Annotated in this window: 30 protein-coding genes; 13 read left to right on the top strand and 17 right to left on the bottom strand. The window is 53.0% G+C overall.

All coding sequences use genetic code 11. The features are described from left to right. The first annotated feature begins 45 nt into the window (after nucleotides 1–45). Complete coding sequence (locus AArcSt2_RS03235; protein ID WP_250582861.1) at nucleotides 46–636, top strand: DUF7474 family protein; 591 nt, start codon at nucleotides 46–48, stop codon at nucleotides 634–636. Nucleotides 637–683: 47 nt separating this feature from the next. Next, a complete protein-coding gene (locus AArcSt2_RS03230) occupies nucleotides 684–2,054 on the top strand; it encodes an MFS transporter (RefSeq protein WP_250582859.1) in 1,371 nt (456 codons plus the stop codon). Here the strand turns inward: AArcSt2_RS03230 and AArcSt2_RS03225 are convergent. From AArcSt2_RS03225 to AArcSt2_RS03210, 4 genes are all read right to left on the bottom strand, one after another. After that, nucleotides 2,049–2,246 (bottom strand): DUF1328 domain-containing protein, encoded by a 198-nt coding sequence (locus tag AArcSt2_RS03225; protein WP_250582857.1) that lies wholly within the window; start codon nucleotides 2,244–2,246, stop codon nucleotides 2,049–2,051. The genes AArcSt2_RS03230 and AArcSt2_RS03225 overlap by 6 nt on opposite strands. 2 nt (nucleotides 2,247–2,248) lie before the next feature. Further along, on the bottom strand, nucleotides 2,249–2,488 hold the full coding sequence (locus AArcSt2_RS03220; RefSeq protein ID WP_174652538.1) for a PRC-barrel domain containing protein: 240 nt from the start codon (nucleotides 2,486–2,488) through the stop codon (nucleotides 2,249–2,251). A gap of 102 nt (nucleotides 2,489–2,590) precedes the next feature. Further along, entirely contained in the window at nucleotides 2,591–3,334 is a 744-nt protein-coding gene (locus AArcSt2_RS03215) for a DNA polymerase sliding clamp (protein ID WP_174652539.1), read from the bottom strand. 72 nt (nucleotides 3,335–3,406) lie between these two features. Further along, the gene (locus AArcSt2_RS03210) at nucleotides 3,407–4,825 is read right to left on the bottom strand and encodes a phosphoglucomutase/phosphomannomutase family protein (RefSeq protein WP_250582855.1); all 1,419 of its coding nucleotides are present in this window, start codon (nucleotides 4,823–4,825) and stop codon (nucleotides 3,407–3,409) included. Between the two features lie 87 nt (nucleotides 4,826–4,912). On the opposite strand from AArcSt2_RS03210, the gene AArcSt2_RS03205 reads away from it, so the two are divergent. Then, nucleotides 4,913–5,449 (top strand): NADPH-dependent FMN reductase, encoded by a 537-nt coding sequence (locus AArcSt2_RS03205; protein ID WP_250582853.1) that lies wholly within the window; start codon nucleotides 4,913–4,915, stop codon nucleotides 5,447–5,449. Here the strand turns inward: AArcSt2_RS03205 and AArcSt2_RS03200 are convergent. From AArcSt2_RS03200 to larB, 3 genes are all read right to left on the bottom strand, one after another. Further along, a complete protein-coding gene (locus AArcSt2_RS03200; protein ID WP_174652542.1) occupies nucleotides 5,433–5,696 on the bottom strand; it encodes a GIY-YIG nuclease family protein in 264 nt (87 codons plus the stop codon). The genes AArcSt2_RS03205 and AArcSt2_RS03200 overlap by 17 nt on opposite strands. 148 nt (nucleotides 5,697–5,844) lie before the next feature. Further along, nucleotides 5,845–6,000: a DUF7563 family protein gene (locus AArcSt2_RS16785; RefSeq protein WP_425493639.1), complete on the bottom strand. Its 156-nt coding sequence runs from the start codon at nucleotides 5,998–6,000 to the stop codon at nucleotides 5,845–5,847. Between the two features lie 124 nt (nucleotides 6,001–6,124). Continuing rightward, a complete protein-coding gene (gene larB, locus AArcSt2_RS03195; RefSeq protein WP_174652543.1) occupies nucleotides 6,125–6,877 on the bottom strand; it encodes a nickel pincer cofactor biosynthesis protein LarB in 753 nt (250 codons plus the stop codon). A gap of 185 nt (nucleotides 6,878–7,062) precedes the next feature. Here larB and AArcSt2_RS03190 point away from each other — a divergent pair, with 185 nt between their 5' ends. Continuing rightward, nucleotides 7,063–7,230 carry a DUF1931 family protein gene (locus AArcSt2_RS03190; RefSeq protein ID WP_137197702.1) on the top strand — a complete coding sequence of 56 codons (168 nt, stop codon included), beginning with the start codon at nucleotides 7,063–7,065 and terminating at the stop codon, nucleotides 7,228–7,230. 53 nt (nucleotides 7,231–7,283) lie between these two features. On the opposite strand, the gene rpiA is transcribed toward AArcSt2_RS03190, so the two are convergent. From rpiA to thpR, 3 genes are all read right to left on the bottom strand, one after another. Continuing rightward, nucleotides 7,284–7,982, bottom strand: a complete 699-nt coding sequence (rpiA, locus tag AArcSt2_RS03185) for a ribose-5-phosphate isomerase RpiA (protein WP_174652544.1) — start codon at nucleotides 7,980–7,982, stop codon at nucleotides 7,284–7,286. Between the two features lie 58 nt (nucleotides 7,983–8,040). Then, entirely contained in the window at nucleotides 8,041–9,168 is a 1,128-nt protein-coding gene (locus AArcSt2_RS03180) for an ORC1-type DNA replication protein (RefSeq protein WP_174652545.1), read from the bottom strand. Nucleotides 9,169–9,239: 71 nt separating this feature from the next. Further along, complete coding sequence (thpR, locus tag AArcSt2_RS03175; protein WP_250582851.1) at nucleotides 9,240–9,803, bottom strand: RNA 2',3'-cyclic phosphodiesterase; 564 nt, start codon at nucleotides 9,801–9,803, stop codon at nucleotides 9,240–9,242. A gap of 61 nt (nucleotides 9,804–9,864) precedes the next feature. Here thpR and AArcSt2_RS03170 point away from each other — a divergent pair, with 61 nt between their 5' ends. From AArcSt2_RS03170 to AArcSt2_RS03155, 4 genes are all read left to right on the top strand, one after another. Next, nucleotides 9,865–10,617, top strand: a complete 753-nt coding sequence (locus AArcSt2_RS03170; RefSeq protein ID WP_174652547.1) for a tetratricopeptide repeat protein — start codon at nucleotides 9,865–9,867, stop codon at nucleotides 10,615–10,617. 58 nt (nucleotides 10,618–10,675) lie between these two features. Next, nucleotides 10,676–10,975 carry a DUF424 domain-containing protein gene (locus tag AArcSt2_RS03165; RefSeq protein WP_174652548.1) on the top strand — a complete coding sequence of 100 codons (300 nt, stop codon included), beginning with the start codon at nucleotides 10,676–10,678 and terminating at the stop codon, nucleotides 10,973–10,975. Nucleotides 10,976–11,052: 77 nt separating this feature from the next. Then, nucleotides 11,053–12,330: an aminotransferase class V-fold PLP-dependent enzyme gene (locus tag AArcSt2_RS03160; RefSeq protein WP_250582849.1), complete on the top strand. Its 1,278-nt coding sequence runs from the start codon at nucleotides 11,053–11,055 to the stop codon at nucleotides 12,328–12,330. A 49-nt stretch (nucleotides 12,331–12,379) separates the two neighbouring features. Continuing rightward, complete coding sequence (locus AArcSt2_RS03155; RefSeq protein ID WP_174652550.1) at nucleotides 12,380–12,802, top strand: iron-sulfur cluster assembly scaffold protein; 423 nt, start codon at nucleotides 12,380–12,382, stop codon at nucleotides 12,800–12,802. A gap of 7 nt (nucleotides 12,803–12,809) precedes the next feature. Here the strand turns inward: AArcSt2_RS03155 and hemB are convergent, their stop codons facing one another. The 3 genes from hemB to AArcSt2_RS03140 all read right to left on the bottom strand — a co-directional run bounded on the left by hemB (nucleotide 12,810) and on the right by AArcSt2_RS03140 (nucleotide 14,870). Beyond that, nucleotides 12,810–13,796: a porphobilinogen synthase gene (gene hemB, locus AArcSt2_RS03150; protein ID WP_250582847.1), complete on the bottom strand. Its 987-nt coding sequence runs from the start codon at nucleotides 13,794–13,796 to the stop codon at nucleotides 12,810–12,812. A gap of 80 nt (nucleotides 13,797–13,876) precedes the next feature. Further along, nucleotides 13,877–14,044, bottom strand: coding sequence for a DUF6757 family protein (locus AArcSt2_RS03145; RefSeq protein WP_174652552.1), 168 nt, complete (start codon nucleotides 14,042–14,044; stop codon nucleotides 13,877–13,879). Between the two features lie 7 nt (nucleotides 14,045–14,051). After that, nucleotides 14,052–14,870 (bottom strand): PHP domain-containing protein, encoded by an 819-nt coding sequence (locus tag AArcSt2_RS03140; RefSeq protein WP_250582845.1) that lies wholly within the window; start codon nucleotides 14,868–14,870, stop codon nucleotides 14,052–14,054. A gap of 131 nt (nucleotides 14,871–15,001) precedes the next feature. Between AArcSt2_RS03140 and AArcSt2_RS03135 the strand changes: the two genes are divergently transcribed. After that, the gene (locus AArcSt2_RS03135; RefSeq protein WP_174652554.1) at nucleotides 15,002–15,286 is read left to right on the top strand and encodes a DUF5789 family protein; all 285 of its coding nucleotides are present in this window, start codon (nucleotides 15,002–15,004) and stop codon (nucleotides 15,284–15,286) included. 61 nt (nucleotides 15,287–15,347) lie between these two features. Here the strand turns inward: AArcSt2_RS03135 and AArcSt2_RS03130 are convergent, their stop codons facing one another. Beyond that, nucleotides 15,348–16,397, bottom strand: a complete 1,050-nt coding sequence (locus tag AArcSt2_RS03130; protein ID WP_250582843.1) for a DUF5784 family protein — start codon at nucleotides 16,395–16,397, stop codon at nucleotides 15,348–15,350. Nucleotides 16,398–16,534: 137 nt separating this feature from the next. Between AArcSt2_RS03130 and AArcSt2_RS03125 the strand changes: the two genes are divergently transcribed. Further along, nucleotides 16,535–16,708: a DUF5786 family protein gene (locus AArcSt2_RS03125; protein WP_174652556.1), complete on the top strand. Its 174-nt coding sequence runs from the start codon at nucleotides 16,535–16,537 to the stop codon at nucleotides 16,706–16,708. Nucleotides 16,709–16,720: 12 nt separating this feature from the next. On the opposite strand, the gene AArcSt2_RS03120 is transcribed toward AArcSt2_RS03125, so the two are convergent. The 3 genes from AArcSt2_RS03120 to AArcSt2_RS03110 are packed head-to-tail and all read right to left on the bottom strand — an operon-like array spanning nucleotide 16,721 to nucleotide 19,262. After that, nucleotides 16,721–17,428 (bottom strand): DUF7530 family protein, encoded by a 708-nt coding sequence (locus AArcSt2_RS03120; protein ID WP_174654513.1) that lies wholly within the window; start codon nucleotides 17,426–17,428, stop codon nucleotides 16,721–16,723. Continuing rightward, nucleotides 17,428–18,354 carry an NAD(P)H-binding protein gene (locus tag AArcSt2_RS03115; RefSeq protein WP_174652557.1) on the bottom strand — a complete coding sequence of 309 codons (927 nt, stop codon included), beginning with the start codon at nucleotides 18,352–18,354 and terminating at the stop codon, nucleotides 17,428–17,430. The genes AArcSt2_RS03120 and AArcSt2_RS03115 overlap by 1 nt, the downstream gene beginning before the upstream one ends. Before the next feature lie 41 nt (nucleotides 18,355–18,395). Further along, nucleotides 18,396–19,262 carry a YkgJ family cysteine cluster protein gene (locus tag AArcSt2_RS03110; RefSeq protein WP_250582841.1) on the bottom strand — a complete coding sequence of 289 codons (867 nt, stop codon included), beginning with the start codon at nucleotides 19,260–19,262 and terminating at the stop codon, nucleotides 18,396–18,398. A gap of 76 nt (nucleotides 19,263–19,338) precedes the next feature. On the opposite strand from AArcSt2_RS03110, the gene AArcSt2_RS03105 reads away from it, so the two are divergent. From AArcSt2_RS03105 to AArcSt2_RS03095, 3 genes are all read left to right on the top strand, one after another. Beyond that, nucleotides 19,339–19,557 carry a DUF7561 family protein gene (locus AArcSt2_RS03105; protein ID WP_174652559.1) on the top strand — a complete coding sequence of 73 codons (219 nt, stop codon included), beginning with the start codon at nucleotides 19,339–19,341 and terminating at the stop codon, nucleotides 19,555–19,557. Nucleotides 19,558–19,616: 59 nt separating this feature from the next. Then, nucleotides 19,617–21,437 carry a helicase C-terminal domain-containing protein gene (locus tag AArcSt2_RS03100; protein ID WP_250582839.1) on the top strand — a complete coding sequence of 607 codons (1,821 nt, stop codon included), beginning with the start codon at nucleotides 19,617–19,619 and terminating at the stop codon, nucleotides 21,435–21,437. A gap of 315 nt (nucleotides 21,438–21,752) precedes the next feature. Next, the gene (locus AArcSt2_RS03095; protein ID WP_174652561.1) at nucleotides 21,753–21,947 is read left to right on the top strand and encodes a DUF7317 family protein; all 195 of its coding nucleotides are present in this window, start codon (nucleotides 21,753–21,755) and stop codon (nucleotides 21,945–21,947) included. Nucleotides 21,948–22,022: the final 75 nt, after the last annotated feature.

Raw genomic sequence — 22,022 nt, 5'->3', positions numbered from 1 at the left:
ACAGAACCGCACAACTCTTAGCGGATCGGCAACTACTGTTCGATCGTGCCGCGATTTCACTACCCGTGTCCTGGTTGTCGGACCACAAACAGCCTCCACGACGCCTCCTGTCGGTTTGAGGGGACACCGTGGCCCGAAATCGAGAACGCCTACACAGACATCATTGCTGTGCTTACAACGGACGAGATCACGGAAGCCGCGCTCAGAACGGAGGTCCATAGCGACTGGAGCGATCGACACAAAGGCGCATTAGAGACACTCAAACGCGATCGAAGGGTTGAGCAAGACAACGACGGAACGCTTCGGCTACTGACCGCAGCCGAGTACAAAGAACTCGTCTCCGAGCCAACAAACGAGCCAATGCGGACACTGTATGAATACGGGAGCGTCCCCGGCTGTCACGACCATGCGGTGTTTGCAATGATTGCATGGTACGAGATGGTTGGTCTCTCATGGCCCGAAACTCGTGAGAATGTCGTTAATTGGCTTCACTCAAGTGGAACATGGGCCCGTGGCGGGTTTGAGGAGCCGTCTCCGGAAGCGCTTGTCGAGGGGAAGCGCCACGTCTATGAGGCTGGCTACGGCTGGAAACAGGCCGCCCAAGAGGCAAAAGCCGTAATTGACCGATCGAGATAGCACAAACCGCACCACACAGTTAGGCTGTTCGATCTCTGTTATACTGTATGGCTCTCCCCCGTGCTGCAACTGGTGCCAACGCAACGGTTCCAGCCGGCGATGACACCACCATTGAGAACCCAAAACGGGCGTTGTGGACCGTTTTGCTGATTGTTTTCATCGATCTGCTTGGATTTGGCGTCATTATTCCGATCCTCCCGTTTTATGTCCGAAGCTTTGGCGTGAGCGATCTCTTTATTGGGTTGCTTGCGGCATCCTACTCGATCGCACAGTTTGTTGCTGCGCCAACACTCGGGCGGATCTCCGATTCGCGTGGGCGGCGTCCAGTTCTCATGCTCTCGCTTTTCGGAGCCACGATCGCCTGGGTTATTTTTGGACTTGCCGGCCAGATTGATGTTCTCTTCGGGACCACCGCGGCGATCACAACCTTGTTTCTTGCTCGGCTGGTCGCTGGGGCTATGGGTGGCAACATCGCGGCTGCACAAGCATATATCGCAGACATTACTGCACCCAAAGAGCGTGCTGGTGCGCTTGGCCTCATTGGCGCAGCCTTTGGTCTTGGCTTTATTTTTGGCCCTGCGATTGGTGGATTCTTCGCAAGCGAGGCGGTCGTTTCGACTGCAGATACGCTCCTCCCCGATGTTATTCCGACAACGCCGTATTCGCTCCCAAGCTTTGCGGCAGCTGCACTGAGTTTACTGAGCCTCCTGTGCGCAGCGATGTTCTTAGAGGAGCCTGATCGCGATCGAAGTAACGACACCTCGGAAACACTTGTCGGCCAGTTTGTGAGTGCCCTCCGTAATGAACGGCTCCGTGGACTTGTTGTGGCGTTCTTTTTGCTCTCTGTTGCGTTCTCCGGCGTCCAAGTAATGTTCATCCCGTTCGCAGCAGACAGCTACGGCTATACTGCCGCACAGACTGCACTCTTGTTGTCATATATTGGTGTTCTTGGTGTCCTTAATCAGGGAATCATTGTTGGAAAACTCGCAAAACGTATTTCGCCGCTTCGGATCGCCGTTATTGGTGGAACGTCGCTTGCTCTTGCCCTTGCGACACTTCCTCTTGCCCCACTTGCCAGTGGTGAGTTTGCACGACTCAATTCGATCGCTCCGTGGTTCACACCTGAACTGATTGCACTCCTTGTTGTCCTTGCCGGACTCTCATTCGGTAATGGGTTGCTTAATGTCGCGCTCTCAACGCTCGTGTCGCTCTCAAGCAGTGCTGAACGACAGGGAACTGCTTTTGGTGTTACACAGGGTGCTGGAAGCCTAGGTCGAACTATTGGCCCACCACTGATGGCGTTTCTTTACGCCTTTGTTGCGGGCTGGACACCGTTTGTGTTTGGAGCCGTGCTTCTCGTCCCGACCCTGATTGCGGTCATAGCCGGAACGAGTCGGGAACAAACGGGGCTCTCATAACAGGAGGCTCAACACTGCAAGCACGAGGAAAATCAACACGAAGATACGCGCAATCTCCATTGTAATGCCTGCAACACCACTGAACCCGACCGCTGCGGCAACGATCGCTAATACAAAAAAGACGATCGCATACCACAGAAAGCCACTCTGCAACGGCATGAGTCCGAACGCGACTGCGGCACCAACAGACATGATCACACCCTCGCGAGATGGACCACGTCTGCTGTGATCTCTGTAATTGCAGCCGCTTGGAGTGCATACTCGTCGTTACTTTGATCGGTCCATCCACGTTTTGAGAGGAGCCGATCGGTGAGACTTGCATCCGGATCAATATATACGGTCCCATCTTCGACTGCGACAACGTAGCCAACTGTCTCTCTGTCGGCATTTACAACACGCTTTCCGACATCTGACGCAGTCACGGTGGTAGTCATGGAAACGGTGATACCACAGCCACCTGTTTAGTTCTACTTTCAGTTATGGTGAGTACTCTGCAAGCGTGACTGTCTGGAAAATAGTTGCAACGAGGCCTGTCGTTAGTCGCTCTGAATACGTGGTGCGAGCATGTAGGTGACGTGGCCAAGGCCTTCCGCAAACTCATAGTGGAGTTTGACAGGGAACTCCTCGCCAAGGTCGATCGTCACTTCTGCATCTTTTGGTATCGCTTTGTTCATGTCTTTGAGGTAATCAAGCGAAAAGAGCGAATCTGCAGCGCCAACCGTGATATCGATCATATCTTCACGCTCGAGCTTCAGATCGACATCGTCTGTGTCCCCTTGTGCTTCGATGTAGAATGCTTCTTCTGCCTCATCCACGCGAAGTGCAATATGATCTGATACCATATCTGCGGCTTTGATCCCGCGATTGAGCTGTGCACCTTCAATGACAACCGATGCTGGCAGATCAAGCTGTGGAATATCGGGTTCCTGTCGGATCGAATCCGGGTCAATGAGCGCAAGTGTATATGAGAGTCCTTCGACTTGAATATGGAGCTTTCGTGTCTCCTCATCAAGTTCGAGATGGATGAGATCGCCCGAGCCAGCCATTCCTGCAATATCTTCTAAACGGTTGAGGTTGACGCCAATAACGCCACCATCGGCCTCATACGACTCAAACGCCGCGGCTTCGAGGGTTAGATCAACCATCCCGACATTTGCTGGATCGACTGCGCGAACTCCAAACTCATCTTCATTTAATCGGATCTTACACTCATCGACCAGCACACTCACGGAATCGAGCGCATTACGGAGTGTTGACGCGCTCACGATGGCCTTGAACATATGAATTTTGCTACGTAATCGCTGCGTAAAAAGGCACCCGATTTACCGGGGAAAAACGCGGTCGTGTCTCAGCTATATCTGTGCGTTCACAACCGGCTCAACCAGCTGTTTTCCTGCCTCAAGAACCGTTTTTAACCGATCGATACTGGATGCTTCTGCATAGACGCGAAGTTTTGGTTCGGTCCCGCTTGGTCGAACAAGTAACCACGAGCCATCAGCCAACAGGAGTTTAAATCCATCTTTCGTAACGATCGAATCAATCTCCTCTCCAGCAACGGTTTCCGGAAGCACATCTTCAAGTGCGTCAAGAACGAGCTGTTTCTTTGCATCTGGACACGCAACACTGATTTTGTCTGCGTGAATCTCGCCATAGGTCTCCGCAATTGCGTCCAGCCGCTCATCGAACGGTTGCTCAGCCGCAATCGCCGCAGCAACAAGTGCCATTAGTACACCATCTTTCTCCCGTAGATGACCACGGACAGAGAAACCACCAGACTCCTCACCACCGACGATCACACTCGGGTCATCCATCCCTTGTGCGACCCATTTGAATCCAACGGGAACTTCTGTCACAGATTCACCGTGTGCATCAGCAATTCGATCGAGAAGGAATGTTGTTGAAACCGTCCGTACAACATTGTTCGATCCTGATTCTTCGGTTCCGTTGCTCTCTAAGAGCGCCTCATACAACGCTGCAAAGAACAGGTTCTCATCAAGATAGCCACGCTCTGGCGTACATAGTGCGATCCGGTCGGCATCACCATCGTTTGCAACGCCGAGGTCTGCACCATGCGCTTGGACGGCTTCAACGAGTCCTTCAAGATTCTCTGCGCTCGGTTCGGGTGAGCCACCACCAAACGTCACATCTCGATCAACACGACGAGTGACGACGGTTGCGCCCGCCGCTTCCAGCAGTTTGTCAGTGACTCCGCGGCCGCTTCCGTGGATTGCATCGTACACCACCGTCACATCGGAGAGGTCTACATCACCGAAATACTCCGAAACGAGGTCTTGTGCATGTGCTGCATGTGCACTAACCGGTTCTACTCGATTGATTGATCCACGTTCTGCTTCAGCAACGGATGTCGGCTCTTCAAGTCGGGATTCGATCGACTCGGTAACGTCAGGCAGTGCTGGTGCCCCATCATCCGGAATGAACTTCACACCGTTATACTCCGGTGGATTATGCGAAGCGGTGACCATGAGCGCCCCTGCGAGGTTTCGGTCAACAATTGCGTAGGCTGCAACCGGTGTTGGACAGTCACGTTCCGGCAACAACACATCGAATCCATTCCCAGAAAGAACCTCAGCGAGGCTTTCTGCAAACCCTTCCGACGTTTCACGTGCGTCATAGCCGATAAACACCGGCCGCTCGTCATCCTCCGCTTGCAGATGGTTGGCTACTGCTTGGCCAACGACTCGGACTCGATCGTCTGTGAATGTGTCAAGCGTTGCTCGCCAGCCGTCGGTTCCAAAAGAGATGGCATCCATACGTACACTCATGACTCCGAATTCAAAAAATAGTATGCACATCGCAAAACTCGGTGTCTTTTTTCATATCCGGATCTGACGGAGTGTATGGTACGAATCCTCGCTGTGAGCGGTAGTCGCCGCGAAAACAGCACTACTCGGGCAGCTCTCCAACACGGGCTTTCATTCGCTGATGAACGCGGTGCAGAAACCGATCTTCTTCATCTCGGTGCTGTTAACCTTCCACTATATCATCCCGATGAAAATGAACAAGGAGACTCTGCCGCGCTTTGCCAACGCGTTCTGGAGGCAGATGGCGTACTTCTCGGCTCACCGGTGTATCATGGATCATACTCGTCAACATTCAGGAATTTCCACGACTACTGCGGGTGGGACGAGTATGAGAATACAGCCGTTGGATTGCTTGCAACCGCTGGTGGAGGCTCCTACGGGGCGACGCTTGAACACATGCGAAGCACGGTTCGTGGCGTTCATGGCTGGGTTGTCCCACAGCAAGTCGGCATTCGTGGCGCATCACGGAAAGTCGAAAACGGGGTTGTGGCTGATTCGGATATCACCGCGCGAATTGAGAAGATGACACAACAGGTTCTCGAAGAGGCAGAACGACTCAATCCGAGACCGTAGGCGTCTCGCTGTTTGCAACTAGCTTTTCTTTCTTCGCCCTTCGTAATTGTTTAATTTCGTACTCTCGGCTCATTGCGGTTGATCGATCGCCGTAGGATTCGAGGTGAACGATCGAAACCGGGACTCGTCCGCGAGTGTATTTTGCACCAACCCCGTCGTTGTGCTCTTTGAGACGGCGGGCTGGATCTGTCGTGTATCCAGTGTAGTAGCTACCATCGTTGCAATGAAGAATATACACGTAGTGCACGCTAGTCACTTTGCACCGTATCGCAAAAAATCCGGGTCGATGGAACGACCATGTTCGGCCACTCCACAACGGCCACGTCGATTACTGTGATAGACGAGAGGCAATCGAGATAGCCACAGATTGTGTGTGTACCGGCCGATCGTCCCGATTACAGGTTTTGTAGACGGGACCTGTCCCGTGCCGCCTCTGCAATCCCCGCATTAGCCGAGCAAGAAGGGCACGCATTAAGTTGCCCATACTCATCAGCGAACACGCGTGCGAAGCGGTCCGAAACATGCGACCCGCAATGGTCACAACTTGGCATTCGTTGGACCGGCATCCACCGCTGCCGGCATTCTGTGTACGCGCTGGACTCTCAAATACTCTTCCTCTATCGGCTCACTGCAGTTTCTCCCGATAAATATTGGATGGTATCCAACTGTCGGCTATTATCGATCGCCTGCAATACGACGGGCAATCAACCCTGCCTGTGCACCAGCAGTAAATCCAGCATCAATATTAACTGTTGTTAACACAGTGCACGATTGAAGCATTCCATATAACGCAGCCTCTCCCTTCCCTCCTGCGCCGTAGCCGATCGATGTCGGAAGCCCGATCACGGGGGCGTCCACTAACCCTGCAACGACGGTTGGGAGTGCGCCCTCTCGTCCAGCAGCCACAATCACAACATCTGCTTGTTTGATTCTGTCCAGTTGGTCGACCATTCGTGTGAGATTTGCAACCCCGACATCCGTGATGAGCGTTGTCTCAATCCCGATCGCCTCTGTAATCGCTTTTGCTTCTCCTGCAACAGGAAGGTCTGCGGTTCCACCAGTGACAATCGCGACAGCTGCCTCAACTGTCGGCTGCTTGAACTCCGAAGAGTGCATAATTACCGTCCGTGCCCGCTTGTCGTGTGAAATGATCGTTGTGTCGTCAACTGCATTTTTGAGCATTGTTGCCTCTGTCTCATCAATACGTGTGATGATCGCACGATCGGTTGTATTCAGTGCGGTCTGAGTGAGTGAGATAATCTCTTCTGTTGCTTTTCCGTCTGAAAGAATGGCTTCCGGTATGCCGCGGCGGGTTTCACGGACGGCATCAAAACGTCCAGCATCGGTTGTCGCATAGCCTGAGAGTTTTGCCTCTGCCTCTTCGACAGTCAGCTCACCATCAGCAAGCGCGCGTAACGTCTTCTGCATATCAATACGCAAGTAAAGGACACTCTCGAACCTTCCGATCAGTCTTTTTTGTGTACGATTCCCCCTTCGAATGTAGATCGATATATAAATGTGGCGGTAGATATGGGCCGAAACGGCCGTCTACGGGTGTTTCACGCGTTTCGGATGGGAACCCTTATTAATAAGGACTTAGTACGAGCGACTGCATGGCAGATCTTATCGTCAAAGCAGCCGTCAAAGAAGCGCTCGCAGACAAAAACGTTGCTTCAGACTTCTACGACGCGCTCGATGAGGAAGTTGCAGAACTGCTCGAAGATGCTGCACGACGTGCAGAAGAAAACGACCGGAAAACGGTTCAGCCGCGCGACCTGTAACCCCCGGTATCAACCACTTTTAACTATTTGACCGCTGAGCGGCCCCATGCCGCTTACCGGTCGATTTCGTAGCACGTAACATCTTTAGCGGTGCCAACGTACACTGCCGTTGCGAGCCCAGTGAATAGCCCGTGTTCGACGACTCCAGGAATTGATGACAGTGTTTCTCCAAGCGATCGAGGCCCTCCAATTGCCCCAAACGAGCAGTCAAGCACAAAATTTCCATTGTCGGTGACTACCGGACCATCCTTTTTTGTCGCTTCTCGAAGCGTTGCTGTTCCACCGTGTTTTGTAAGTGCTGCTGTGACCGACGTTCGAGCGGCTGGAAGGACCTCGATTGGTACCGATCGATCCAGCGTCTCGGTCACTTTTGATGGGTCCGCAACAATGAACAGCTCCGATGAGATGGAGGCAACAATCTTTTCTCGAGCATGGGCCGCACCACCACCTTTTATACACGCTCCTGTTTCTGTCACTACCTGATCTGCACCGTCAATCGTCAGGTCTAGCTCCTCAACGGTGTCTAATGACCGCAGTGGAATCCCGACCTCTCGTGCGAGCATTTTCGACGCGAACGATGTTGCAACCCCATGTATCTCACATCCACCATCGACGGTCGACCCAAGCGCTCGAATCGCGTGTGCGGCTGTGCTCCCGGTTCCAAGCCCAACAACCATCCCATCCTCAACGTGCGCTGCAGCAGCCTCACCTGCTCGTCGTTTTTGTTCTGTGGTCCCGCCCTCAGTCTTCATGCACTACGCTCTGTGAGCAGCACCAAAAAATCGATGTCATTCAGTTCGAGACCTGCTGTTATTTCAATCGATCGAGCACCGCTTGTGGATCATACAACAATGTGAGCGCGCGAGACCGACCACGGCCATCAACCTCCGCATACTCCGCAGCAATAATACCGAGTTGATCGAGTTTATTGATAATCTCGGAGTATCGCGTATAGCCTAACCCTGTTTTTTCGTAGAATGCATCATACACTTCACCGGCTAGTTTTCCATCGTGTTCTGCAAGCACTGCAAGCAGTGCTTCTTCGGAGTCCGAAAGTCCACGGAGCCGCCGTGAAAGATGGACATATTTTGATTTATCATAGGCGTTTTCAACATCCTCGATCGCGATCGTCCGAGATGCACGCATTTCTGCTTGCAGCCCTGCCCGTCGCATCAGGTCAATCCCAACACGGAGGTCTCCACTTTCCGCAGTGAGCTCTGCAATCCGATCGAGTTCAACGGTTCCAAGGACACCGTCATGGAATCCTCGACGGGCACGCTCACGAAGAATGTCTACAACTTCGTTTACGTCATACACGGGGAAGTAGATCTCTTCGGGACGGAAGACGCTCTGGACACGTGTGTCCAACTCATCCATCACGTCTAATGAGAGATCTGATGAGATGATAATCACGCCAATACGTGCACCGGTATGTACCTCATGTGCGCGAAGAAGCGAATACAGCGAGTCAGAGGCCTCATTTTCATAGAACAGATAGTTCGCATCATCCAGTGCAACGATGAGTACTTCATCTTCTTCGACCAGTCGATCGGCAACCTGCCCGAACAGCTTCTTAAATGAGATTCCAGATGATGGTGGCTCGTAGTCAAACATCTCTTCGAACAGCCGGGAGAAAACGGCATATCGAGTTGAATCAACTTGGCAATTGACGTGAACAGTTCGGACACCGCTTTGTGAGTCAAGTTCACCAAAGAGTTTCTGCACTGCCGTTGTCTTCCCAGTCCCTGGCGGACCGCGAACGATCGAGTTCAGCGGTCGAGAGCCACGAACTGCAGGACGAAGCGTGTATTTGAGGCTCTCTAACTGCGTTTCACGGTGACGGAACGTTTCTGGAAGGTGATCAATCTCGAAAACGTGCTCATTTCGAAACACCGTCTCATCCCATGACAGCATTCCGCCATCCGGTTCCTCAGCCATTGTCCCGATAGGGACGCGCCGAGTACTTAATGATTCCCCGCCTCTCTTGCCTGTATAAAAATCCTAACCGCTCAGAGTGCAACTGACTCCCTTGTCTCATACACCGGGCCACTGTCTGTCACCACACTTTCTTTCAATTTGATTTGCTTCACTCGAAACGATCCCACCGAAACATCACTCCCCTGCAGTGCTTGAACCGCTGACTTCCCACGTGGATCTGACATTCGTGCAAGCGTCACATGTGGCGTAAACTCTCGTTCGTTCGGTTGAACACCGATCGCGGTGGTTTCTTGCTCGATCGCAGCGTGCAGTCTGGACAACCGCTCGGCTGCAACTGCATTCTCGACGCCAGTCCAGATTACTGAAATATACTCCGGGCTTGGAAAGACACCGACTCCGCCGATCGAACAATCAAATGGGCCAACCGCTGCGGTTTCAACTGCGGTTTCGATCGCAGCCGCAATCTCTTTTTCCCGCGCTTCAGTTCCGTCAACCTCTCCAAGGAATTTCAGCGTGAGATGTGCGTTGTCCGGATCAACCGGGCGAACATTTGGTGTCTTTGGAAGCTGTGACTGCAGCGCTACAAATCGTTCCCGCAACGTTTCAGGGAGATCGATCGCAACAAAACAGCGCATACGCGAGACATTCTCATCGAACGACGTAACGCTTACCCGACCAGCCGCGCTATCTGTGGCTATGACTGACGATCGAGAGCGTCGCCACCGGTTTTCGGAGGGCCAAGGCGTTGATGACGACTACGATGAGTTCACGCTTGATCCGCCTGAGCTGAAAGTTGATCCAACGAAAGTCGATCCCGTTGACTCTCGTGTATTGACTGATATCCTCGATCAACGAAACATCAATACCGATAGTGTCGATGTTGAGACGCTCATTGATGTTGGGCTCTCATACATGGGAATCAATCGATTTGAGGAGGCAACAGAGACGTTTGAGCGAGCGGCCCGCTTCGCCGACGAAGACTCACACGAAGCCCAAGAAGCATGGGTCAACAAAGGCGTTGCACACGCGGAATTAGAAGAGTACGATGAGGCGATCGGTGCCTACCGGGAAGCACTTCGAATTGACGATGATTCGGAGTATGCCGCGAGTGCGGAAACAAACCTTGCATATGCACTCTGGGAGTTCGGTGAGGCCGAAGATGCGCTGCATCATGCAGAGCGGGCGGTTGAGATCGATCCACGATCTCCGCAGGCGTGGTACAACCGTGGCTTCTTCCTCTCAGAACGAGGGCTGCACGAAGATGCCGTCAACGCCTTTGATAACGCAATTCGACTTGGAATGCGAAACGCAGGCGTCCTTGAGGAAAAAGCGATCGCCCTCGAAGAACTCGGCCGCTACGAAGAAGCGGAAACTATCCAAGACCAGGCCGAAGAGCTACGTGCTGACGCCGAAGAGCAACTCATCAACGAACACGGTCGGGGCCAGTAACGGTCGCGCTCGTTTCGATCGACACATGCAACTATCTGCGGTCAATACTGCCATATGAATGCTCCTACGTGAACGCGAAACACCGAAGGGATTGTTGGTTTCACTCTGCGATCGTGACTGCCTTGGTGAGACGTTCGCGGAGGATGAGCTGACGCTCACTGTGAATGAGGGTTTCTACGGCGGTGACGAAGCAGAAAATGTCGATGTCTCCGAGGCAATGGACGGGCTTCGACGTGCAGCCGTTGCAAATATTGTTGGCGAGCAAGCGGTCACCGCAGCAATCGAGGAGGGAATCATCGACCCCAATCGCGTGCTTGAGATTGATGGCACACTCCATGCACAGCTCATGTGGATGTGAGTGTCGAAACTGTAATTGGTTTCGTTTTGCTGTCTGGATCGAAGGGATGTTAGCCTTTGAGCCCGTCTTTTCTGGTAATGAGTACCCAACAGACGTATCCGATCGACGTTGAGTCGATCCGGCAAGACTTTCCGATCCTCTCACGGAAAGTCGGGGGTGATGTTACCGTTGCTGGCGAAAGCGAAAACGACACTGAACCGCTTGTCTATCTGGATAACGGTGCCACAAGTCAGACGCCAACACAGGTTGTTGACGCGATCGTTGACTACTACTACGGGTACAACGCAAACGTTCACCGTGGAATTCATCAACTGAGTCAGGAGGCATCTGTTGCATACGAGGAGGCACACGACCGCGTCGCGGCGTTCATCAATGCAAACGGGCGCGAAGAGATTGTGTTTACCAAAAACACCACCGAAGCGATGAACCTCGTCGCCTACGCGTGGGGGCTTGAAGCGCTCGGACCTGGTGACTCGGTGGTTGCAACCGAGATGGAACACCATGCCTCGCTCGTCACCTGGCAGCAGATCTGTAAGCGAACCGGCGCTGAGATTCGATATATTCAGATTGACGATGAAGGCCGACTGGACATGGATCACGCAGCCGAACTCATCGACGACAGTACACGGATGGTATCTGCGGTGCATGTCTCAAATACGCTTGGCACAGTCAATCCGGTCGGTGATCTCTGTGATCTTGCACACGAACACGATGCGTTTGCATTCATTGACGGTGCCCAAGCCGTCCCGACTCGGCCGGTTGACGTGAAGGCGATCGATGCGGATTTCTATGCCTTCTCAGGGCACAAGATGCTTGGTCCGACGGGGATTGGCGTTCTCTACGGGAAAGAAGAGATCCTTGAGGCAATGAACCCGTACCTGTACGGTGGCGAGATGATCCGCAGCGTCACGTATGAGGATTCAACATGGGAAGATCTGCCGTGGAAGTTCGAGGCTGGAACGCCCGTTATCGAACAAGGAATTGCACTCCATGCGGCGATCGACTATCTCGACGACATTGGCATGGAGAACGTTCAAAAACATGAGGAACTCCTCGCGGAGTATGCATATGATGAACTCTCGGCGTATGATGATGTAACGATCTACGGCCCACCGGGAGACGATCGTGGAGGACTTGTCGCGTTCAACGTTGATGGCGTTCACGCGCACGACCTCTCAAGTATTCTCAACGATTATGCAGTCGCTATCCGTGCTGGCGACCACTGTACGCAGCCGCTCCACGACAAGCTTGGTGCACCCGCATCCGCTCGTGCTTCGTTCTACATCTACAATACGACCGACGAAATCGATCGGCTCGTCGAAGCGGTTGATGCTGCCCGACAGCTGTTCGCATAACACTAAGACCCCGGAATCCTTTTGCAGCAGACTCCCATATACCGTACCAATGGGACTCGGCTCTGATATGTATCGTCAGCAGATCCTCGACCACTACAAAAGCCCTCGAAATTACGGGGAGATGGAGGATCCAACCTTCACACACGTAGGGGAGAACCCCTCCTGTGGCGATACGATCAAAATTGATGTACAGCTCGATGACGATGAAGAGACGATCGAATACGTTACTTTCAGCGGCGATGGCTGTGCGATTTCACAGGCCTCCGCAAGCATGCTTTCGGAGCGACTGCAAGGAATGTCGCTTGATGAGCTACATGACCTCGACACTGATGATATTACAGAAATGCTTGGGGTGACGATTTCACCGATGCGAGTTAAGTGTGCAGTGCTTGCACGGCAAGTTGCTCAAGATGGCGCAAAACTCTACCACGGTGATGTTGAGGATCTCGATATCACAAAAACCGAAGACTAACCGGGCGTTAGAGGCGATCGGCTAACTGTTCTGTGAAGTATGTCAAGATGAGGTCGGCTCCTGCCCGTTTGATAGATAACAGGGATTCATAGGCTGTTTCTTCGACGTCAAGCCAGCCCTTCTCACCGGCCGCGTGCAGCATTGCATACTCGCCCGAGACGTTGTAGGCGGCGATCGGCTGATCAAACTCCGTTCGGAGATCACGAACAATGTCCAGATATGGAAGTGCAGGCTTGACCATGAGCACATCTGCACCTTCTTCAACATCGATTTGAACCTCTCGAAGCGCTTCTCGGGCGTTTGCAGGGTCCATTTGGTAGTGTCTTCGATCGCCAAACGATGGTGCACCATCTGCAGCGTCACGGAACGGCCCGTAGAAGGCGGACTCGTACTTCGCAGCGTAGCTCATCACCGGAATGTGAGAAAAGCCAGCTTCGTCAAGCCCGGCTCTGATTGCACCGACCATTCCGTCGGTCATAGAGGATGGCGCAATCATATCTGCACCTGCCGCTGCTTGTGAGACGGCAGTCTTCGCAAGCAGTTCGAGTGTCTCGTCGTTTTTGACTGTCAGTGTCGGGTCGTTGTGTGCGTGTGGTTCAACGACACCACAGTGACCGTGATCGGTGTACTCACAGAGACAGACGTCTCCAATAAGATAGACATCCGTTTCCTGACTGATTGCACGCATTGCGCGTTGGACAACCCCATCTTCAGCGTATGCACCAGTTCCACGCGCATCTTTCGTATCAGGGATTCCAAACACCATAATCGCTGAGACACCGGTTTCGGTGATCTCTTTGACCCGATCGACGGCCTGTTCGACCGGCACTCTGTCGTGTCCGGGCATCGAGTCGATCGGCACGCGTTTATCGGTTGTTTCATCGACAAAGATGGGCGCAATCAGATCGTTAGCACTCAGCGTCGTCTCTCGAACAAGCGGCCGCACACCATCGGTACGGAGCCGTCGCGGACGAGCAGTTGGCTCAAACGTCATTCGTAGCTCATACTCGGTGGGGTGGCGGCAAAATCGTATCGTTGGAGGTTCGGTGAAATGTTGCTCGATATACTCGACGATTATCGCTCGGTGCGAGTTACGTCAAGCTGTTCTCGAAGTGCAGAAAGATCGTCGGAGTCAGAAAGCTCCGCTAACCGATCACGGAAGTGTTCCGAACAGAGTCCAACTTTGATATTGTCGGTTTCTGCGGCATAGGCAGCCTCACGCTCACAGTAGTGACAGCGCATACTACTGCTATGCGCCCAATCGGGTATAACGTTCCGCTTTTGGCAATGCCGATCGGAACGTGTCGGCCTTTGCTCCGGAGAGTCCAGCATGACCGAGTGTCTCTCCGTGGGCATCGCTGCCCCCAGTTGCAAGGAGACCATGTGCTTCGATGAGTGCATCAACACGACCTGTATCAACCGCAAATCCATACGGATAGTATCGTTCGACACCGTCAAGTGCCGACGTCAGCTCTAATGCTGCTGCTGAATCCTCATACCGGAACGGATGCGCAAGTGAGACGACTGCACAGGCCTCCGTAAGAAGCTCGACACCCGCTTCGAATGAAGTCACCGCTCGTGGCACAAAGCACGGTCCGTTATTCCCAATGAGCTCGTCAAACGCTCTCTCAACATCATACGGTGCATCGCTCGCGTCGATCGCCCGGGCAATATGCGGTCGGCCTAATCCTGTACGTGGTTCGATATCGAGATCGATGTCAAGATAGGATTCGACGCTCTCGATGATCTCTGCGCCGCGATCGATTCGGTTCTGTTGGATTCGATCGAGCTCTGTTTCAAGTGCGTCAGTCCGAGAGACTGCATAGCCAAGCAGATCGATCTGCTCTGTTGGCGTTTCAACTCGCAGCTCAATGCCTCGAACAACAGTTAGCGAATCAAGGGCCACAACCGGTGCTGGTATCTTTGGGTGAATCACATCGTGGTCAGTTACCGCAATAAGATTTAACCCGGCAGCGTCCGCTGCAGTAGGGAGATCCCCAACAGTAAGGATTCCATCTGATACGGTGGTATGCAGGTGCAGGTCTGCGGTCGGGGGACTCTCGCTCATACAGAGACCACTACATCCGCAGTGGAAGCAATTCCGACACGATTCCAAATTAATATTCCTTAAGGAATGGGGTTTTCATCATATTCATACATGGAAAATCATTAAGAATGTGCTCCCCCGACACGTAGCTGATGCGATTGCACAGCACCGACGACCTGTTGAACGGTCACGAGTATCCTGCGACAACCACTGAGCTGATCACCGCCTATGGCGACAGCCAGATCGAACTTCAAAACGGGACCGAGACACTTGGCGACGTACTCTCTCGGCTTGGAGAAGAGACGTACCACGACTCGGAGGATGCACGAACTGCCGTGCTCTCCGCGTTGAGTCACAAAGCGATCGGCCGTCGGTACTACAGCGATCGTGATCAGTATGCGTTAGGTGAAAACGGGCCCGACCCGGTTTCATTCTAACCTGTATCGCTCGATAACTAACCCGTGTCACCATCTGTTCTGTAGCAGCCGAATCTGGCTGTTACTTTTGACGTAATTCGCTCGTGAGCTCAAGCGGCACCGATCCAACCGTGTATCCTTCAAACCTACCGTCTGGTCGCGCTCGAAAAATCACTGCGGGCTTATGATTCACCATCGGCTGTGCTGCAAGGATTGTCTGCCAGTCATCATCCGGGAACGATGAGCAGTCGACAAACAACACGACACCACCAGCGTGTGCATCGAGCTGTCCTGTTGCCTTCGAACTTGCCGTCTCTTTTATCGCTCGTGTTGGTGAATCAATTGCACGACGATTTGGGGGAAGCGGCCGCGTTACTTCGACAAGAACTCCATTGGATCCGTCCGACCCAATAGGGTCTGCGCGGTAGTCGATCGAATGACCCGTTGTTACTTCAATTTCCGGCGTAATCTTGTATCCCGCATCGACAAGCAGCCGGCCTACAACGAACTCACCCATTGCAGCCGCCATTCGAGTCTCGTCAAGATACTCCGATGTGCCGAGTTTTCCAGCCATTACCGCACGATAGTCATCGAGCGCACCCGTTCTGAGAAATGACTCAAAAAACTCAAGCGCGTCAGTTTGGGTCGCATCAGGGAATCCTGCAGCATACTCTGTAAAGAACTCACGGGTCGTCTCCCGACCGTCTTTCGAGAGAAATACTGGCAAAAAAAACCACGACACATGCGGATAGGGCTTCAGCCATGGCGACTCCTCATGCAGTTGTGCGAGGAGTTCACGCTGTGCCCACCGTCCAACAGGGTATGGAACCTGCTCAAATCCATACTTGTCTGTGCGCCAGAGCGATTCCGGTGTTTCGGTGTTCCCGAGCCAGTAGCCTGCAGGCCCCCCACCGATTTCAGCTGGGCCATCGTCCCGATCGGTCCAACAAAAAAGCGCAATGTCCCCGTTATCCATCTCAAACCGCTTCGCCTCATACCCTGGTGGTGGACGGAACCATGGTGTTCGAGCGGTTGCACCTAGATTGGCATCCAACGATCGAAAAATATTGTTATGGACACGCTCGGCTGTCCATTTCCCGGGTGCATACCTGAAGCGAAGCGGTTTAGCCACACAAAACTGGATGCGATACTCCCAATTACGTGTTTGGATACGGTGTGGCCGTGTTTTCCTGACTATCAGATTTTATATATAACGATTGAACGTAACCGTTAGATATATACACAACTGTTACCAAGTGAAACTATACCATGTCAATGGGTGCCTACGACGAAGAAGAACACGAACGCCGCGAACAGAAGACCGCTACGATCGATGCTGACTTCGATGAACAGCGGACAGAGTACCGCGGAAAGCTTACATACGACTCCGGTGAGTCCGCCGAAGATCTGCTTACACAGTTCAAGCAGATTCACGGCAAGTGAGCCGAAGTACGACTACCCACTTGTTCTCCATACGGTCAAGCTAATTGCAGCCGTTGAGACGACGGCTACTGCAATCACGTGTCCAACGATCGCGAGCAAAAGCACTGTCTCACTCCAAATGAACGGGACAAGCACAAGCTGAATAATTGCAAACCCAACGTTCATTACATCTAATCGGATGAACAGCTGCGCAGTCTCCCGATCAACTGGAACTCGTATTGCTCGCCACAACGAGACGACTGCCGCCCACCACGACGTTCCAAGCCGGTAACAAAGATCCCATAGTACAAGCAGTGTGAGATAGATCACGACGACCGGGGGTTCCGGCCCAAACAGCCGCGTAATAAGCGGAATTCCATCCGTATTGAGTGGGTCAAACACAAACAGATGTGTCACGAGTGCAATAAACGCTAGTACACCAAGTACAACTTCGATACTGGAGCCGAACAGCAGCCGATAGTAGGTGTGTGGAACGTCGAGCGACCGGTTAATATGCCCAAGTCGTAACATTGCGACGCTTCCGACTGCTGCGACAAACACCGCTGCAGTGCCTGCAATGGCCGCTTCTGGAAGCCCATAGAGCAATCCAAACACTACGACTGCAACCTGAAACAGCCCAAGCTGGATCGCAACCGCTTGCGTATCTGAAAGCGACAGCCCAGGAAGCGCACCGACGATGCTCTCATAGACCCACGTTTGTCCGTACTCTGCATCCCGTATCATCCCTGTACAACTGGTATCACAGGTTCGACGCTGCTCTTCGCTGATCGATTGACTAGCGCCTGTGCGACTGCCGTCTCAAATGGTGTGCGTTCGATCGGGATGATCGTCTCAATTCGGTGATCGGTTACCGTTACTGGGTTTTTGAGTCCAGACACGAGCGGTCGAGCAGCAGCAGGCGGGACATCGGTCACTAGCCCAATCCACCGCGAGGAGAGTTCAGGAGACAGCACTGGAACGGGAACGATAACTAGCCGTTTTCCAAGCTGTGCTCGAACACGCCGGAGTATCTCAGCGTATGTAAACACATCAGGGCCACCGATCTCATACGTCTCTCCTGCAGTCTCTGGATGTTCTAACACACCAACGAGATATGTGATCACGTCATCAATCGCAATCGGTTGGCATTCAGTCAATACCCACTGTGGGGTAATCATCACTGGGAGCCGATCGGCCAACTGCCTGATGAGTGTGAAACTGAGGCTGCCCTCACCGATGATGATTGCCGCTCGAAGGACTGTTAACGCGAAGGATCTTTCTTCGAGAATGTGCTCTACTTCGCGACGCGATCGAAGATGCTTCGAGAGCGATGCCGAATCATCACCAAGCCCTCCAAGATAGACGACTCGTCTTACACCACCTGCTTCAGCTGCAGCAACAAAGTTTCGTGCCGCGATCCGATCGTACTCCTCAAATGCAGATCCGGAGTCAAGCGAGTGAACCAAATAGTAGGCAACATCCACATCGAATCCGTCTGTAAGCGTCTCCGCGTCCAATAAATCCCCCTCAACAACCGTCACATCGGCACGAGATTTGTACGTTCCTGCATCGCGCGTTAACGCAACAACCTCATGCCCTGCGTCAACGAGTGCAGGAACCAGCCTACTCCCGACAAATCCTGTTGCACCCGTGACTAAAATTCGCATACATGATACACGACTGCTGTTATGATAACTATTCGCACCACCTACGGGTTCCAGCCTGTTGTCTCCGGTGCACCGTGATCCGTTTCATATATTGCTGGATTGTCCACAACTGCACGCGTTCCTGCTGCATCTGCTCGCTTCTCCCAGTGTTCGATTGTTTTTCCAACCCACGACTCTGCACTATGTGCTTTTGATTGGTACGTTTCAGCAATCGCTTTATTTATATCAAGCATTCCGGGGCTCGACCCACTGGCAATACCCACAAAGAGCGATCGGTCGTACGCTGTGAGCGCATTCGCAGCCAACCGATCGACAACACCCGAGAGTTCGTCGGGGTCCGGGTAGCCGAATATTTTCGACCCAACTGCCCCAGCAAACTGTGGCTGTGATCGGTTGTCTGGTGGCGTCGCATCAATCAGCCGTATCCCGCCAAACACATCCTCCACACGCTCGCACTCCGTTTCTTGATCCATATGCAGGTTATCACCCGGATACACCGAACAGGTCTCCGGATACAGGTCGTCTCCATGAATCCGGCACTGAAGCGTTTCGGGATCGAGAAAGGCACACGACCGGAGCCATTGTCGGTGCTCACCAAACGGGGCAACCGGTTTAGGGGGCTTTCGGAGCCCAAGGTAGAATACCGGCCGATCGCCAATCGCTGCAAGATCAAATCCATCGACTCGGATGCAATCGTCATCTGGCCCCGCTTCAAACAATCGTGGTGTCATCGCATCACCATAGCCGCAATCAACCAACGAACGCGCTTCATGGCCTCGAAGCGGTACTAGATTGTATGTGTCGTCAATCGGTGCTCGATCGCCCTGCCTCTCATGCGCAACCGGATCTGACACAAGTGCGCGCCAGTCGATACAACAGCCTGCACAGCCAGCGCAGTTGACCTCCATAGTATGTTGTATGCTAGCAACAGTGATTAATGCCGGGGAGCGGAGTGTTCTTTTGAGCCAAACCCATACTGGTTGTATGGCGAAGCGACGCTGCGACGGCTGTCAGACGAAGGTCAAGATTGCAGGCGGCATTGGCGATCTCTGGAGTTTTAGTTGGGGCCCAACCGGTGGGATGATTCTTGAACTTGCCGATGGTAGCGACCATTTTCTCTGTTTGGACTGTGTTGACCAGCTCCCAGCTGATAAAGAACCAACTGCGGAGGACGTCCACGCGCTCCCAAGCGAAGAAACATAACCCGGATACTGACCACCTGCATCCGCATACTTTTCACCGAGGACGCCTGATCGATTCTCGTGCAACCCGCTCGGATCTTTGAGGCGTTTCCGGCACCGAGCTACCGCGGCGCGCAAAAACAAGCCCTCACCGATATCAAAGCCGCATTCGACGCTGGAAACGACGTGGTCCTTGTTCGTGCTCCAACTGGAAGCGGGAAGTCGCTGCTTGCCCGAGCCATCATGGGCTGTGCCCGATCGCTCCAAGAAGCAGACCCCGCACAAGCCACGGGCGCGTATTATACCACACCACAAGTCTCACAGCTCGATGACGTTGCAGATGATGACCTGCTCGACGATCTCAACGTTATTCGTGGAAAGAGCAACTACAACTGTATCCTTCCAGGTGAACACAGCACGCCAGTTACTCAGGCGCCGTGTGTTCGTCAACGAGGGTACGATTGCACGGTTAAACACCGCTGTCCATACTATTCCGATCGGGCCATCGCATCCAGTCGCGAGATTGCAGCTATGACGCTTGCATACTTCATGCAAACTGCAGGCTCGGAGATATTCCGTAAGCGCGATGTCGTTGTTATCGACGAAGCGCACGGCCTCGCAGAATGGGCGGAAATGTATGCAACTATTGAGCTTACTCCTGCTCGGGTTCCAGTGTGGGAATCGATCGGCGTTCCGGCAGTCCATGCAGAAGGAGACCCTATCGATCGGACTGCGAGGTTCGCTGAAACGCTCGTTGGTGTCTGTTCGCGCGCAAAGGATGAGCTCACCGGGAGGCCGGAGCTCAGTCCTGATGAAGTCGCTCGACGCGATCGGCTTAATGAGCTCATTTCGGAGCTTAATTGGTTTGTTGAGGACTACCGTGACCCGGAGAGTCCAACGACGTGGGTTGTCGATCAGCCAGATGGTGAAGGCACGTCACTGACGATTAAGCCGCTCGATCCTGCACGGTATCTTCATCACACGGTCTGGGATCGTGGAAACAAGTTCGCACTTCTTTCGGCAACAATTCTTAATAAAGACGCATTCTGTCGAGGTGTCGGCCTTGCCCCCTCACGTGTCGCACTTGTTGATGTCCCCCACACATTTCCGCTCAAAAACCGGCCAATATACGATGTAACGCAGGGAAAAATGACATTTGAACACCGAACTGAAACAATCCCTCAACTCGCTCGTGTCATCGTACAACTCATGGCACAACACCCTGACGAGAAGGGATTGATCCACGCACACTCTTATAGCATTGCGGAGGAGTTGACCGATCGGCTCTATCAGTTCGGTGTAGGCGAGCGAGTTCGCAGCCATACGTCACAGAATCGGGATGCTGAACTGGACAGTTGGAAAGCAACCGATCGACCGGACGTCTTTGTTTCGGTAAAGATGGAGGAGGCGCTTGATTTGAAAGATGACCTTGCTCGCTGGCAGTTGCTGTGTAAGGCACCGTATCTCAATACCAATGATTCACGAGTTGCACGGAGACTTGAAGATGGACAATGGCCATGGTACCATCGAGCAGCACTTCGAACGGTCATCCAGGGCTGTGGTCGTGTTGTCCGTGCTCCAGAGGATTATGGTGCGACCTACCTTGGCGACTCAAGTTTGCTTGATCTGTTCGATAGGGCGGCCTCAGATACGCCACCGTGGTTCCAAGCAGGGCTTGACGCAATGACAACTCCATCTCTTCCTCCATTTGATCCAGATGCTGCACTCTCAGCGTACAGCGGCTCTGCAGCCCCGACGCAGCGAGCCGGGCGCTCGTCACCGTCGGCTTCTCGATCTCTTCGATCGACTAATGGAACGTCTCAGGGTGAAAATCAACAACCCGGCCGATCGGCTAGCCGGAAGAAACGACACCCACTCTCCGACGTTTGGGGTGACGAGTAGCAGACCTCAGAGGAACGTTGCTCCCCACGCGATCATCGAGCTCATCATAAGGAACGCGAAGAAGATCGCGAAGAACTTGCTTCTGTCCATACGCGACTATTGGTATTCGTCTATCTTATTTCCTCCGTCTTTCGTACATGTTGTGCAACGACCTCTACAGCAATGCATGTATATAATGTTCGTTAATGTTATTACGTAAAGATAAACTAAAAAGCTCAAATAGTATTTGTTTGTTAACTTTGACAGAGTCTTACATGGTTGTGTTGTTACTCATTCTCACGATAGCTTTACATACGTCGCTATCTCATTACCTGTATGGCGACACACGGTCTCCAAACCGCACTTACACTGTACCGCAGCGGAACGCTGACACTTGAGCAGGCTGCTGCTCGAGCAGGACGGACAGTTTCGTCATTTGAACGCGTCCTTGAACAGTACGGAATCGATCACACCAACATCGAGACCCAAGACGTACACGCGGTTTCGGAGCCATCAATTCGCGCAGACTAAACGCTCTGCGTTACACTCGTTGTTCTTACGTATTTTTCCGCTGAGAAGAGCGGCACACAGCTCGAATGACAAGGA

It is taken from the genome of Natronocalculus amylovorans, from assembly GCF_023638035.1.
GTDB classification, from domain to species: domain Archaea; phylum Halobacteriota; class Halobacteria; order Halobacteriales; family Haloferacaceae; genus Natronocalculus; species Natronocalculus amylovorans.
This window is presented reverse-complemented; position numbering and strand designations above follow the sequence as displayed.